The organism is Peptoniphilus sp. BV3AC2 (assembly GCF_000478945.1).
GTDB lineage: Bacteria > Bacillota > Clostridia > Tissierellales > Peptoniphilaceae > Peptoniphilus_B > Peptoniphilus_B duerdenii.
In genome coordinates this window covers 43,848-57,595 of the sequence record NZ_AWXD01000004.1, presented here as the reverse complement: position 1 = coordinate 57,595, position 13,748 = coordinate 43,848, and the positions used below count along the sequence as shown (strand labels likewise).

14 protein-coding genes and 1 other annotated feature are annotated in these 13,748 nt (G+C 32.5%); of the genes, 13 read left to right on the top strand and 1 reads right to left on the bottom strand.

Features of this window, described 5'->3' with window-relative positions:
• The first annotated feature begins 15 nt into the window (after positions 1–15).
• From HMPREF1252_RS09875 to HMPREF1252_RS00320, 12 genes are all read left to right on the top strand, one after another.
• Positions 16–549, top strand: coding sequence for a translation initiation factor IF-2 N-terminal domain-containing protein (locus HMPREF1252_RS09875; RefSeq protein WP_023058863.1), 534 nt, complete (start codon positions 16–18; stop codon positions 547–549).
• A complete protein-coding gene (gene infB / locus HMPREF1252_RS00370) occupies positions 546–2,498 on the top strand; it encodes a translation initiation factor IF-2 (RefSeq protein WP_023058861.1) in 1,953 nt (650 codons plus the stop codon). The genes HMPREF1252_RS09875 and infB overlap by 4 nt, the downstream gene beginning before the upstream one ends.
• Positions 2,495–2,857: a 30S ribosome-binding factor RbfA gene (rbfA, locus tag HMPREF1252_RS00365; protein WP_008902055.1), complete on the top strand. Its 363-nt coding sequence runs from the start codon at positions 2,495–2,497 to the stop codon at positions 2,855–2,857. Before infB ends, rbfA begins: the two co-directional genes overlap by 4 nt.
• On the top strand, positions 2,835–3,797 hold the full coding sequence (locus tag HMPREF1252_RS00360) for a bifunctional oligoribonuclease/PAP phosphatase NrnA (RefSeq protein ID WP_023058851.1): 963 nt from the start codon (positions 2,835–2,837) through the stop codon (positions 3,795–3,797). Before rbfA ends, HMPREF1252_RS00360 begins: the two co-directional genes overlap by 23 nt.
• The gene (gene truB / locus HMPREF1252_RS00355; RefSeq protein WP_023058898.1) at positions 3,782–4,633 is read left to right on the top strand and encodes a tRNA pseudouridine(55) synthase TruB; all 852 of its coding nucleotides are present in this window, start codon (positions 3,782–3,784) and stop codon (positions 4,631–4,633) included. The genes HMPREF1252_RS00360 and truB overlap by 16 nt, the downstream gene beginning before the upstream one ends.
• The gene (locus HMPREF1252_RS00350; RefSeq protein WP_023058883.1) at positions 4,630–5,550 is read left to right on the top strand and encodes a bifunctional riboflavin kinase/FAD synthetase; all 921 of its coding nucleotides are present in this window, start codon (positions 4,630–4,632) and stop codon (positions 5,548–5,550) included. Before truB ends, HMPREF1252_RS00350 begins: the two co-directional genes overlap by 4 nt.
• A 105-nt stretch (positions 5,551–5,655) precedes the next feature.
• Positions 5,656–5,922 (top strand): 30S ribosomal protein S15, encoded by a 267-nt coding sequence (gene rpsO / locus HMPREF1252_RS00345; RefSeq protein ID WP_008902059.1) that lies wholly within the window; start codon positions 5,656–5,658, stop codon positions 5,920–5,922.
• 43 nt (positions 5,923–5,965) lie between these two features.
• The gene (locus HMPREF1252_RS00340) at positions 5,966–8,059 is read left to right on the top strand and encodes a polyribonucleotide nucleotidyltransferase (RefSeq protein WP_023058871.1); all 2,094 of its coding nucleotides are present in this window, start codon (positions 5,966–5,968) and stop codon (positions 8,057–8,059) included.
• Positions 8,060–8,118: 59 nt separating this feature from the next.
• Positions 8,119–8,550: a dUTP diphosphatase gene (gene dut, locus HMPREF1252_RS00335; protein ID WP_023058849.1), complete on the top strand. Its 432-nt coding sequence runs from the start codon at positions 8,119–8,121 to the stop codon at positions 8,548–8,550.
• Positions 8,551–8,789: 239 nt separating this feature from the next.
• Positions 8,790–10,058, top strand: coding sequence for an S-layer homology domain-containing protein (locus tag HMPREF1252_RS00330; protein ID WP_023058907.1), 1,269 nt, complete (start codon positions 8,790–8,792; stop codon positions 10,056–10,058).
• 178 nt (positions 10,059–10,236) lie between these two features.
• Positions 10,237–10,475: a binding site (T-box leader), on the top strand.
• A 56-nt stretch (positions 10,476–10,531) separates the two neighbouring features.
• On the top strand, positions 10,532–12,109 hold the full coding sequence (locus tag HMPREF1252_RS00325) for an ABC transporter permease subunit (RefSeq protein WP_023058844.1): 1,578 nt from the start codon (positions 10,532–10,534) through the stop codon (positions 12,107–12,109).
• Between the two features lie 9 nt (positions 12,110–12,118).
• Positions 12,119–12,847, top strand: coding sequence for an amino acid ABC transporter ATP-binding protein (locus HMPREF1252_RS00320; protein ID WP_023058841.1), 729 nt, complete (start codon positions 12,119–12,121; stop codon positions 12,845–12,847).
• 68 nt (positions 12,848–12,915) lie between these two features.
• Here the strand turns inward: HMPREF1252_RS00320 and rd are convergent, their stop codons facing one another.
• Positions 12,916–13,077 (bottom strand): rubredoxin, encoded by a 162-nt coding sequence (gene rd / locus HMPREF1252_RS00315; protein ID WP_008902065.1) that lies wholly within the window; start codon positions 13,075–13,077, stop codon positions 12,916–12,918.
• 157 nt (positions 13,078–13,234) lie between these two features.
• Here rd and HMPREF1252_RS00310 point away from each other — a divergent pair, with 157 nt between their 5' ends.
• Positions 13,235–13,633, top strand: coding sequence for an ATP-binding protein (locus HMPREF1252_RS00310; protein ID WP_008902066.1), 399 nt, complete (start codon positions 13,235–13,237; stop codon positions 13,631–13,633).
• Positions 13,634–13,748 lie beyond the last annotated feature (115 nt).

The following is a 13,748-nucleotide window of genomic DNA, read 5'->3' as shown; positions in this document are numbered from 1 at the left end:
AATCGGAGGTGTAACATGCAAAATAAAAGAGTACACGCATTGGCAAAAGAACTGAATGTAACTAGCAAAGAATTGATCGAGAGAATTTCTAGTTTAAACATAGAAGTTAAGAACCATATGTCGACACTAAATGCAGAAGAAGAAAAAAGAGTAGTTAATTCTTATAGGAATAAATCTACACCAAATAAAGATGATAAAAAGAAAAACTTTAAAAATAATAAAAATCCAAATAAAAAAGAAGGTATTACTATAGAGAATAAAGACATGAAAGAATCTAAGCCTAACAAGTCAAAAGATGATAATAAGAGATTCGATAACAGAAAACCTAACGCTGAAGGCACAGAAGGCAAGAAGAGATTTAAAAAGAAACCATTTGAAAAAAAGATTCAGATGGACAAAGGGAAAACAATAAATTCCAAGATAAAAACAAAGGAAAATCTCAAAACTTTAGAAAGCCTAAGGATTCAAATAGAGAAAGCTTCGATAAAGACAGAGATGAAGAAAGGCCACATAATAAAAAGAAGAAATCTAGATCTTTTAACAAGATGAATGAGGTCATTACTGAAAAAGAAGTAAATCAACAAGAATATAAAAAGAAAAAATCTAAGAACAATCATAATAAAAAGACAAAACAAGATATCTTAGAACTAAGAGAAGAGTATGCAAAAAGAGATTTAACCAAAAAAGCTCCTAAGAAAAAAGCTAAGAAGACTGTTAAAAAGGAAGAAGTCGAAGAAAACAAAGTAGCTAAAATTTCTCCACCATTAGCAGTTAAAGATTTTGCAGAAGCAACAGACATTCCAGTATCCCAAGTAATTACAAAACTTATAGGGCTTGGTGTAATGGCAAGTCAAAATGAACCTATAGATAAAGATGTTTGTGAAATTCTTGCAGATGAATTAAATATACAAATCGAATTTGCAAGTCCTGAAGAAGAAGTATCAATCGAAGAAGAATTTGGACTAGATTTTGAAGATAAAGAACAAAATCTAAAACCAAGACCACCAGTTGTAACAGTAATGGGTCACGTTGACCACGGTAAGACTTCTATCTTGGACTCAATCAAGAAATCTCACGTAACTTCAACAGAAGCAGGCGGAATTACTCAACATATTGGTGCGTACACAGTAAATCTAAATGGAAAGAAAATAACATTCCTAGATACACCTGGCCACGAAGCATTTACTTCAATGAGACTAAGAGGAGCTCAAATAACTGACGTTGCAATCCTAGTAGTAGCAGCAGATGATGGAGTAATGCCTCAAACAATAGAAGCAATCTCTCATGCGAGAAGTGCAGAAGTTCCAATAATTGTAGCAATAAATAAAATAGATAAAGAAGCTGCAAATGTGGATAGAGTTAAGCAAGAACTATCTGAACAAGGACTTATGCCTGAAGATTGGGGTGGGGATACTATTATGGTTCCTGTAAGTGCCCACACAAAACAAGGTATTGATGATCTTTTAGAGATGATACTACTTGTAGCAGAAATGAGAGAACTAAAAGCAAACCCACAAAGAAGAGCGGTTGGTACAGTTATAGAAGCTAAGCTTGACAAGGGCAAGGGACCTATGGCAACAGTCTTAGTACAAAACGGTACATTGAGATCTTCAGACTTCGTAGTAAGTGGAGTTGCATCAGGTAGAATTAGAGCTATGACAGATGACAAAGGTAAGAATCTTAAAAAAGCAGGACCATCTATGCCAGCGGTAATCCTTGGACTTTCAGAAGTTCCAAATGCTGGAGATACTATCTATGCTGTTGAAGATGAAAAGACTGCCAAGACAATAGCTGATAAGAATAGAGAAATAGTAAGAGAAAATAGATTAAACGCAACTAACAAGGTATCTCTTTCAAACTTATTTGACAAGATAAAAGAAGGAGAAAAGAAACAACTTGATTTAATAATAAAGGGCGATGTGAAAGGTTCAGTAGAAGCACTTTCTCAATCATTATTAAAGATAGAAAATGAAGAAGTAAATATATCTATAGTTCACTCTGGAGTAGGTGGAATCAGTGAATCTGACATATCATTAGCATCAGCTTCAAAAGCTATAGTAATTGGATTTAACGTAAGACCAAATATAAATGCTATCGAACTTGCAAAAGAACTTGAAGTAGATATAAGAACCTATAGAGTAATCTATGATGCAATAGACGATATTGAAAAAGCGGCTATAGGTATGCTAGATCCAGAATTCGAAGAAGAAGTTCAAGGAAGATGTGAAGTTAGACAGACATTCAAACTTCCAAACAATGCTATCGTAGCTGGAGTATTTGTAGTTAGCGGAAAGATTCCTAGAAAATCTATGGTTAGAATCCTTAGAAATGATACAGTTATCCATGAAGGAGAAATAGCATCCTTAAAGAGATTTAAAGACGATGTTAGAGAACTAAACAATGGATATGAAGGTGGAATCACTATAGAAAACTTTAATGATATCAAAGAAGGCGACTTCATTGAATCATATATTATGAAGGAAATTAAGAGAGTATGAGAGAAAAAAGAGTGCAAAGGATAGGGGAAGAACTTAGAAGGGTTATCTCTGATATTATAAGATCTAAAATAAAAGATCCAAGAATACCAGAGATTATAAGTGTAACCAATGTCTTAGTTACTAATGATCTATCATTTGCAAAAATATTCGTTGAAATAATGGGAACAAAAGAAGAACAAGAAGCAGCGCTAGAAGGACTTAACTCCGCTAAAGGATTTATAAAAAAAGAAATCTCAAGCGAAGTTAAACTTCGTCAAATGCCAGAGCTAATCTTCATACTGGATGAAACCCTAGATATAAACTTAAAGATGGAAAAACTTATTGAAGAGGTTAACCATGGAAATGATAAAATTTCATGAGATGATTGAAGGGGCAAGTAAAATTGCCCTTGCTTCACATCTAAATCCAGATGGAGATAATCTTGGATCTTTAAGTGCTCTTTCAAAATACTTAAAGAAACTAGATAAAGATGTCTACACAATATTTGATGATGTAATGATAGACGACTTTAGATTTTTATTCAAAGGAATCAAGACGGTAAAATCTAGCGAAATTGAAGATATTGATCTATTTATAACTCTAGATAGTGCAGATCTTGATAGAATAGGAAAAGATGCGGTAGAGTTATATAGAAAGAGCAAAAAAACTATTTGCATAGACCATCATCACACCAATGACGGATATGCAGATTTCAATGTTGTAGAAAAAAATTCAAGTAGTACCTGCGAAGTTATATTTAAACTTTTAAAAAAAGAACTTATAGATGAAGAGATAGCCACATCTATTTTAACTGGTATAAGTACAGACACAGGAAGCTTTAAATATGAAAACACCAGCAGTGATACTCACAGAATAGCTGCAGAACTTTTAAATTTTGGAGCAAAAAATTTAGATATAACGGTAAATGTTTATCAGTCAAACCCAAAATCTAAAATAATGCTTTTAAATGAAGCTTTAAATAGGCTTGAATTCTATTTAGAAGGCAAGATTGCAATGATTGCTCTACCTAAAGAAATATCTCTTAGCCCAGATTATAAAAAATCTGACAGTGAAGGAATTGTTGAATATATTCGTGACATTGAAGGTGTAGAGATTGCAATATTTTTAAAAGAAAAAGAAAATGAAATAAGAGTTTCATTTAGAGCAAAATCTTATGCAGATGTAAGCAAAATTGCATCTAAATTTAATGGTGGAGGACATATAATGGCGGCAGGAGCCACATATTATGGATCACTAGAAAAGGCAAAAGATGAAATACTACAAGAGGCTATAAAGGAGATTAAATGCAAGGAATCCTAGTAGTTAACAAGAGACAAGGAATAACTTCCCACGATTGCATCTATATTTTAAGAGATCTTTTAGGAATTAAAAAGATTGGTCATTCAGGGACATTAGATCCAATGGCAACTGGAGTTTTACCTATGACTATTGGAAAAGCTACAAGGGTATCATCATTTATTCAAGATTCAGAGAAAGAATATATAGCAACTATTGAATTTGGAATTGAAACAGATACGGAAGATATAACTGGAAATATAATAAATAGGTCGGATAAAATTCCAACAAAAGATGAAATTTTAGAAATACTTCCAAAATTCACAGGTGTTATAGAGCAGACACCTCCTATGTATTCAGCGGTGAGACTAGGTGGAAGAAAACTCTACAAGATTGCAAGAGAAGGAAAAGTTGTAGATAGACCAAAGAGAAAAGTAAAAATATATGGCTTAGAATTACTTGGAACTAACCCATATAAAGTAAAGATAAATTGTAGTTCCGGAACCTATGTGAGAACACTAATCTCTGATATTGGTAAAAGTTTAGGCACATTAGCAACTATGACCTCCCTCGTTAGGACAAAAGTAGGACCATTTACTGTTGAAAAAGCAATAACAATAGATGATTTAGAAAATATGACAAAAGAAGAAATAGAAGAGAAATTCTATCCTACTGAATTCGCTTTAAGAAATATGCCTAGGTACAATGTACCTAAAAGTTTCTTTGAAAGACTAATAAATGGAGTTAAATTCTTTGACAATCGGATGGAAGATGGAAAGTATTCGGTCTATTGTCGCGATGAATTTATCGGCATCGGTGAGTTTATAGATGGAAGGTTAAAGATAAAGGTGCTTAGATGAAGATAGTAAACATAGATTTAAATTACATTGGAAAAGATGAAATAGTCATAGCCCTAGGTAATTTTGATGGAGTTCATCTAGGACACAGACTTCTTATGAAAAAAGCTATAGAAACTGCTAGTAAAATAGATGCACATTCTGCAGTTCTTCTATTCAATGAACACACAACGGCTACATTATTTGACCATAAAAAGAAGGAACTTACTTCAAACGAAGCAAAACTTATGTATTTAAAGGGAATCGGAATAGATATAGTCTACATGATAGACTTCAATGAGGAATTTATGAAGATGTCCCCAGAATACTTTGTAAAAAATTTTTTAGTTAAAAACTTAAATGCCAAAGGTGTAGTAGTTGGATATGACTATAGATTTGGATTTAAAGCCATGGGAGATGTAGAAATCTTAAGAGAGCTTTGTAAAGAGTATAATCTAACTCTTGATGTTATAGATGCCTATAAGATTGACGGAGAAGTAGTAAGCTCTACAAGGATTAGAGAGGCTATCTCTGAAGGAATGATGGAAGAAGCAAATAAACTTTTGGGACACAACTACTTTATTACAGGAATAGTCGATCATGGAAAGAAACTAGGAAGTAAAATGGGTTATCCAACCGCAAATATTATTACGAAAGATGGAGTGCAACTGCCAGGAGATGGCGTCTATGATACGAGAATTAAAGTTGAAGGAGACGACCTACTTTATAAAGCTGCAACATCTATTGGAAATAATCCTACATTCTTAGGAGAAAATTTAAAGATAGAAGCAAATATTTTAGATTTTGATGAAAATATATATGGGAAAAAAGTATATCTATATTTCTTAAAAAAATTAAGACCTATGGTAGTATTTAATTCAGTAGAAGAACTATTTGAAAGAATAGCCAAAGATGTGGAAGAAGTTAGAAAAAGTAAATAGACAAATATATTTTTATATGTTATAATAGACCAGTACCATTTCAAGGAGTGAAGCGACCTCGGCACATTTCTTTGATATTGGCTAATTAAAATTTTGGAGGTAAATATGATATCTAAAGACAAAAAAACAGAAATTATTAATGAATTTAAGATCCACGAAAAAGACACAGGATCAACTGAAGTACAAGTAGCAGTTCTTACAGAAAGAATTAACGAATTAAACGAACATTTAAAGGTTCATAAGAAGGACCACCATTCAAGAAGAGGACTTCTTAAGATGGTAGGTAGAAGAAGAAACCTTCTAAGATACCTTAAGAATAAAGATATTGAAAAATATCGTGAACTAATAGAAAAGTTAGGAATAAGAGGATAATAAGCGGGGTATATCCCGCTTTATTTTTTTAATAGGAGGTATGATGGAGAAAGTATTTAGTAGAGAAATAGCTGGCCGTGAAATGAGAGTAACCATTGGAAAAGTTGCAGAACAAGCCAATGGAGCAGCTTTAGTTGAATACGGTGATACGGTTGTACTAGTAACAGCTACTGCATCTAAAAAACCAAGAGAAGGTATAGATTTCTTCCCACTAAGCGTTGATTATGAAGAAAAAATGTACGCAGTTGGTAAGATTCCTGGAGGTTTTATAAAGAGAGAAGGAAGACCTAGCGAAAAGGCAATCTTGACTGCGAGACTTATAGATAGACCACTTAGACCACTTTTCCCAGAAGGATATAGAAATGATGTACAAGTTGTGGCTACAGCTTTGGCAGTAGACCAAGACAATCAACCAGACATAGTAGCAATGGTTGGATCATCAATAGCACTTACAATTTCAGATATTCCTTTTGATGGACCAACAGGATCAGTATTCGTTGGAATGGTTGATGGAGAATACGTAATAAATCCAACTGAAGAACAAAGAGCAAAATCTAAGATAGAGCTTAATCTAGCAGGAACAAAATCTGCAATCATGATGGTAGAAGCAGGAGCAAAAATAGTTTCTGAAGAAGAGATGCTAGGAGCTATCTTAAAAGGTCATGAAGAAATCAAAAATATCTGTGAATTTATTGAAGAAATTCAAAGAGAAGTTGGTAAAGAAAAAGCTCAGTACGAAGTTTTCAAACCAGATGAAGAAATAAAAGAAAAAGTTATAGCGTTTGGTAAAGAACTTTTAGTAGAAGCAATTAACCAAGAAGACAAAATTATAAGAGAAGAAAAGACAGAAGAAGCAAAAGATAAAATCTATGAACACTTCAACGAAGAATTAGAAGAATTTGGAAAGGATATAGACGCTGCTATCGAATCTATTGAAGTTGAAGAAGTAAGAAGAGGTATTATCGAAGAAGATAGAAGACCAGATGGAAGAGCTCTAGATGAAATCAGACCTTTATCATCAGAAGTTGGATTATTTAGAAGAACTCATGGATCAGGACTATTTAAAAGAGGTCAAACTCAAGTACTTTCAATTACGACTCTAGCTGGACTTTCTGAAGTACAAGTTATAGATGGACTAGGAGATGACACTCCAAAGAGATACATTCACCACTATAATTTCCCACCTTACAGTGTAGGAGATACAAAACCTATGAGAGGTCCAGGAAGACGTGAAATTGGACACGGTGCACTAGCAGAAAGAGCGCTAATACCAGTTCTACCAACAGAAGAAGAATTCCCTTATGCAATAAGAGTCGTATCAGAAGTTCTTAGCTCAAATGGATCTTCATCACAAGCTTCAGTATGTGGTTCAACACTTTCACTAATGGATGCAGGTGTTCCTATTAAACAACCAGTAGCAGGAATTGCCATGGGACTTATAGAAGAACATGGAGTTATCAAAATCTTAACAGATATTCAGGGATTAGAAGACCACTTCGGAGATATGGACTTCAAAGTTGCAGGAACTAGAGAAGGTATAACCGCTATTCAAATGGACATCAAGGTGGAAGGAATAAAAAAAGAAATTCTAGAAGAAGCCCTTGAAAAAGCAAGAATAGCAAGGTTACAAATCCTTGATAATATCGAAGCTACAATAGATAAACCAAGAGAAAAATTATCTCCATTTGCGCCAATAATCTACATCATTCTAATTGATCCAGAAAAGATTGGAGAAGTTATCGGAAGCGGTGGAAAGGTTATTAATAAAATAATCGAACAAACCGGAGTTAAGATTGACATTGATGATGACGGAAAAGTATCAGTAATATCTAACGACCACGAAAAAGCTCAAGAAGCAATCGACATAATTGAAGGAATAGTAAAAGAAGTTGAAATTGGAGATATCTACAACGGAAAAGTTAAAAAACTTATGAAGTTTGGAGCATTTGTAGAAATCAAAAAGGGAACAGAAGGACTACTTCACATCTCAGAAATAGATCACAAGAGAACAGAAAAAGTTGAAGACGAATTAAAAGTTGGAGACAGTGTGGTTGTAAAAGTAATAGATGTTGACGAACAAGGCAAAATATCTCTTTCTAGAAAGGCATTGATTCCAAAACCAGAAAAGGATAATTAATCTAAAACTGTTAAAAAATAATAACATGGACTTAGGTTCATGTTTTTTTTAGGAGAAATATGAAATTAAAAATTATAAACAAAAGTAAAAATGAAAATCCATCCTACGCAACCAGTGGCGCTTCAGGAATGGATTTAAGAGCAAATTTAGATGAAGATTTAGTAATTAAATCAGGAGAAATAGAACTTGTTCCAACGGGAATATTTGTGGAAATTCCAGAAGGTTACGAAGGACAAGTAAGAGCAAGATCTGGTCTTGCACTTAAGTACGGAATCTCACTTCCAAATGGAATAGGAACTATAGATTCAGACTATAGAGGCGAACTAAAAGTTATACTAATAAACCACGGCAAAGAAGATTTTGTAATTAAAAATGGAGATAGAATCGCTCAAATAGTATTTATAAAGTACGAAAAAGCAGAACTTGAAATAGTAGAATCTCTTGAAGATACAGAAAGATCCGAAGGTGGATTTGGTTCAACAGGAGTGTAATATCTTAAACTTTAAAAATTTATAAATGAAAGAAAAAAAGCACACTAGCAATTATGTTAGATGTGCTTTTTTAATTACAATTTATAATTTATATAATCATGAATTATTAGATTTAAAACTCAATTATCAATGCAAAATATTTAAAAAATTACAGTAATTTATAAAAAAGAGTGAAAACTTAGAATGCTATAATTAAATTAATTGATATAATATATCAAATAATATTTAGGAGGAATATTTTGAAAAAATTTGTTAATTTACTTATTTTAGCTGTGGTTTTCATAGGATTTAGCGTAAATGCTTTTGCTGCCACAGAAAAGGATGATGACAAGATTAATTTCTTGAAAGAAAAGAAGATCATCGCAGGTTATGAAAATGGTGATCTTGGTCTTGATAAGAATATCAAGAGAAGTGAGCTTACCAAAATCTTGGTTTACGCTCTTGGACATGAAGATAAGGCAAAAGAACTACAAGGTAAATCTATGCCTTTTAATGATGTTAAAAAAGATGATTGGGCAAATGGTGTGATTGCTTATGCAAAGGACAATATGAATCTATTTAGCGGTTATCCAGATGGATCTTTTAAAGGTCAAAAGTATATAACCAATGCTGAAATTTTAAAGGTTCTTGTTTGCACAAAGAAAAACCTTGATAAAGATGCAATTAATAGTGCAAAATGGCCTACCGATTGGATTAAATGGGCTAAAGAAGAAAATATTTGCACAAAAGATTTAGACCCAAAGGCTTTTGCTTCTAGAAAAGATAGTTTTATATTCCTATACAATACAATTGCAGACAAATTAATGGAAAACTCAAAAGATTCTAAGGCTGAAAGTAAAGAAGTAACTACTGATGCTAATAAAGTTTCAGAACTTAAAAAAAGTTTAAAGGCAATTATTGATTCTAAGAATGACAGTGTTCTTGAACTAAGTGCTATTAATACTGAATCTAATAAAAAGGCTATCGCTGAAATGAAATCATTGATTGATGAAGCGAAGAAATTACTAGATAAGAAGGATTTATCTCCTGAAGAAATTAAGAGACTTGAAGAGTTTGTTAAATTTGAAGGTAAGAAATACAGAGGAGCATTTAGAAATGTTGCTAGAAATATCTTGGTAGATTTTGAAGTTTTAGGGAATAGAGATGTTGTAAATAAAAATAACAACAAAAAATATACAGCTCTTGATAACAACCAAATAAAGGTAAAAACTTCTCTTGAAGATGTTAAAAAGATTGGAGAATCTAAGGATAGATTTGTAAAACTAAACTACATTTCTAAGAAAAATTATGATGAAATAGATGCCATTTCTACATCTACTCCAAAATACAAAAAGGAAGAACTAAGCAAAGATCTTTATACCGTTGAAGAAAAAGATGGAATCATTACTTTTACTATAAGTAAAGATCTTCCAGAAGATGTTGTAATTTTAAAACCAATTATCTATGTAAAATATGCTGACAATATTTTATTTGAAAATGGAGATTTAGTTTACGTTAATGCTAAATAATCTTTTAGCTTTGAAAGTTGATTAAAAGAATTCTATTTTGAAAACAAAATAAAAAACTAACACCCAAGCCCTAGGTGAATATTCTATTCAAAGTAAATAATCTCGATATAAAAAATAAAATAAATAATTTTTAAATATCTCTTGACTTAACTTCTAATTTCTGTTAGTATTACTTTAATTAGTTGCATTGAGAAGAGGAGTATCTTCTATTATTTATTTAAAGAGAGTCTTCGTTTGGTGAGAGAAGATAATAAATGTAGTTGAGAATAAAGACTTTGAGCAGCAATCTGGATTGTAAATGATAGGTTGCCGGGTAATCCCGTTACAGATGAAGAGTATGTAGTACTTAGTGAGGTTTAAAGTGTGAACTTTAAATAAATATGGGTGGTAACACGGTTTTAACGCTCCGTCCCAAGTTGATAACAACTGGGATGGGGCTTTTTTTATTAAATTATTTTTCAAGGAGAATCAAGATGAAGAGATTTATGAATGTAGTTTTATTGATTATGGTAGGCATTATTGGAATATTTTCGTTTCAAATGAGTACATTTGCTGAAGAGAACACTTTGAGGGTAGGACTTGAAGCTGCTTATCCGCCTTTTAACTGGACACAACAGACTGGACAAAATGGCGCTGTGCCTATTGAAGGGTCAAATGAATTTGCAAACGGCTATGACGTTCAAATGGCTAAGAAAATTGCAGAAGGTCTAGGAAAGAGACTTGTCCTAGTTAAGATTGAATGGGATGGTTTAGTTCCTGCTTTAACTTCTGGAAGAATTGATCTTATCATGGCTGGAATGAGTCCAACTGCCGAGAGGGCAAAGCAAATAGATTTTTCCGATGCTTACTATGAATCTGACCTTGTAATGGTTGTAAATGCAAAAGGAAAGTATGCTAATGCTTCTAAGTTAGATGATTTTACAGGAGCAGGTATCGTTGCTCAGTTAAATACTTTTCACGATACGGTTATAGATCAAATACCTGGTGTTAATCACCTTGAACCAATGTCAGATTTCTCAATTATGAGAGTTGCAGTACAAACTGGTAAGGCTGATGGATATGTGGCTGAAAGACCTGAGGCAATGGCTGCTGAAACTGCTGGAGTTGGTCTAAAAATGGTAGATTTAAATCCTGGATTTGACACAGACAAGGAGGATACTTCCATAGCAATTGGAATTAAAAAGGGAAATCCTATTAGAGAAAGACTTAACCAAATTCTAAGTGATGTGTCAAAAGAAGATAGATTAGAACTTATGGATGAAATGAACATCCTTCAAAACAAAGAAGAAAACGAAGGCGAAGGCTTAGAAAGATTTCTAAATAATATGAAGACCATCTTCATAGAAAATAAGAGTAATTTCCTAAGGGGAACTGGATATACGGTTTTAATTTCATTTGTAGGCACTATACTTGGTCTTGTACTTGGATTAATTGTCGGAATAATAAGAACCATTCCTGAATCTTTGAAAAAAGGTAAAAATTTTGTCTTAAATATATTTAAAGTACTCGCAAATATCTACGTTCAAGTTTTAAGAGGTACACCGATGATTGTGCAATCAGTGCTAGTATACTTCGGACTACTCCAATTTGCTGGAATCAATCTATCTCCAATGGAGGCAGCATTCTTAGTAGTTTCTGTAAACACTGGAGCATACCTATCAGAAGTTGTAAGAGGCGGTATAAATTCAATCGACAAGGGACAGTTTGAAGCTGCAAGGTCTCTTGGAATGAACCACTATCAAACCATGGTGCATGTAGTACTTCCACAGGCAATTAAAAATATAATTCCTGCAATTGGAAATGAATTCATCGTAAATATAAAGGATACATCTGTGTTAAACGTCATAGCTGTAAACGAACTTTTTTTTACTACAAAATCAATAGTCGGTGGCAATCTAATGTACTTTGAAACATATTTAATTACATCGATTATTTATTTGACACTGACATTATCTATAGCTTACTTTTTACATTTCGTAGAAAGACTTTTGGCAGATCCAAATTCATATGTTAAGACTGGAAATACTGATGTAATGAAGAGTGCAAATTAGGAGAAGATTATGAAAAAGAATATATTAAAAGTAAATAATTTAAAAAAATCATTCGGTCAAAATGAAATCCTAAAGGGAATATCTTTTGAACTTGATGAAGGGCAAGTAACTACGATTATAGGACCATCTGGATCTGGAAAATCAACTCTTCTAAGATGTTTAAACCTATTAGAAAGACCTGATGGCGGAGAGATAATCTATGAGGGAAAAAATATTTTAAATAGTGATTTTAGAACTTCTGACTTCAAGGGCAAAGTTGCTATGGTGTTTCAAAACTTCAATCTTTTTAACAATATGAATGTGCTCGATAATTGCATCAAAGCACCAATAAAGGTTTTAAATATAGATAGAGATACGGCAAAGAAAAAGGCGATTCATAATCTTGAACTAGTAGGGATGGGAGATTTTTTAGAAGCCAGACCGAGTCAACTTTCTGGTGGACAGAAACAGAGAGTAGCAATTGCAAGGGCTCTTACCATGGATCCAGACCTTATACTATTCGATGAGCCAACATCTGCACTAGATCCTGAAATGGTAGGAGAAGTCCTATCAGCGATTAGAAATTTAAGAGATTTAGGTCTTACTATGATTATAGTGACCCACGAAATGGATTTTGCTAAGAAAGTATCCGATAAAGTAATATTCATGGATGGTGGAAAGATCTTGGAAGAAGGTTCTCCAGAAGAAATTTTTGAAAATCCTAAGTTTGAAAGAACTAGAGATTTTGTTAATTTTTAAAAATATAAAGAAAAAATTTAATCAAAAACTAAAATAAGTGCAAGATATTCTTGCACTTATTTTTTTAATTATTCAACTGGTTCGAAATCGCTTTTTTCAGCGCCACATAGTGGGCAAACCCAATCTTCTGGTAGGTTTTCAAAAGCAGTACCAGGTTCAATTCCTGAATCTTCGTCTCCTAGTTCTGGATCGTAAATATATCCGCATAATTGACATTCATATTTTTGCATAAGTTTACTCCTTTCATATGTCCTTTATAATCTAATGATACCCAATAGCATACATTTTGTAAACAATTATTATAATTTTTATAAAATTTACAATCGACTTTTAGTGTTTAACTTATGAAAACAAGGGTATTAATACAACATATAGAAGAGGTATATTATGAAGACGATTTATTGTTTTGAGGGGAGTATAAAATCAAATCTAAATGAGGTTAAACCTTTGGTAGAAGAAACCCTATTTGATCTTAAAAATTTCATAAAATGTGAAAGCTCATTATTTGATATTAGGCTTATCCTTGATGAACTGATGATAAATTCTATTCTTCATGGCAATAATAGCAATTTTTTAAAGAATGTGCATCTTAGTATATTTTTGAAAGATAATGAAGTTGAAATTAGAGTTAAAGATGAAGGTAAAGGAGTAATCTTTGACTTTAGTAAATATGATGCAGATGATTTAAAGACGACGGGAAGAGGTCTAGTATTGGTTAAAGAACTTACTGATAGATTTATTCTCCATGGCAATGAGGTCATCGCAATTAAGTACTTAAACAAATAAATTTATAAGTTATTATAAGAAACTTCCACTGGAAGTTTTTTTAATGTAGTTTTTTGTGTAAATTTGCTAAAATATTTGGATTATTTACTATAAATGTGGACAAATTTAATTTTTA

Bases quoted from the DNA above. Each gene is read 5' to 3' on its own strand.
- HMPREF1252_RS00325 (WP_023058844.1), top strand. From the start codon at position 10,532: ATGAAGAGATTTATGAATGTAGTTTTATTGATTATGGTAGGCATTATT.
- HMPREF1252_RS00340 (WP_023058871.1), top strand. From the start codon at position 5,966: ATGGAGAAAGTATTTAGTAGAGAAATAGCTGGCCGTGAAATGAGAGTA.
- rbfA (WP_008902055.1), top strand. From the start codon at position 2,495: ATGAGAGAAAAAAGAGTGCAAAGGATAGGGGAAGAACTTAGAAGGGTT.
- HMPREF1252_RS09875 (WP_023058863.1), top strand. From the start codon at position 16: ATGCAAAATAAAAGAGTACACGCATTGGCAAAAGAACTGAATGTAACT.
- dut (WP_023058849.1), top strand. From the start codon at position 8,119: ATGAAATTAAAAATTATAAACAAAAGTAAAAATGAAAATCCATCCTAC.
- HMPREF1252_RS00360 (WP_023058851.1), top strand. From the start codon at position 2,835: ATGGAAATGATAAAATTTCATGAGATGATTGAAGGGGCAAGTAAAATT.
- HMPREF1252_RS00310 (WP_008902066.1), top strand. From the start codon at position 13,235: ATGAAGACGATTTATTGTTTTGAGGGGAGTATAAAATCAAATCTAAAT.
- truB (WP_023058898.1), top strand. From the start codon at position 3,782: ATGCAAGGAATCCTAGTAGTTAACAAGAGACAAGGAATAACTTCCCAC.
- HMPREF1252_RS00320 (WP_023058841.1), top strand. From the start codon at position 12,119: ATGAAAAAGAATATATTAAAAGTAAATAATTTAAAAAAATCATTCGGT.
- infB (WP_023058861.1), top strand. From the start codon at position 546: ATGAATGAGGTCATTACTGAAAAAGAAGTAAATCAACAAGAATATAAA.
- rpsO (WP_008902059.1), top strand. From the start codon at position 5,656: ATGATATCTAAAGACAAAAAAACAGAAATTATTAATGAATTTAAGATC.
- rd (WP_008902065.1), bottom strand. From the start codon at position 13,077: ATGCAAAAATATGAATGTCAATTATGCGGATATATTTACGATCCAGAA.
- HMPREF1252_RS00350 (WP_023058883.1), top strand. From the start codon at position 4,630: ATGAAGATAGTAAACATAGATTTAAATTACATTGGAAAAGATGAAATA.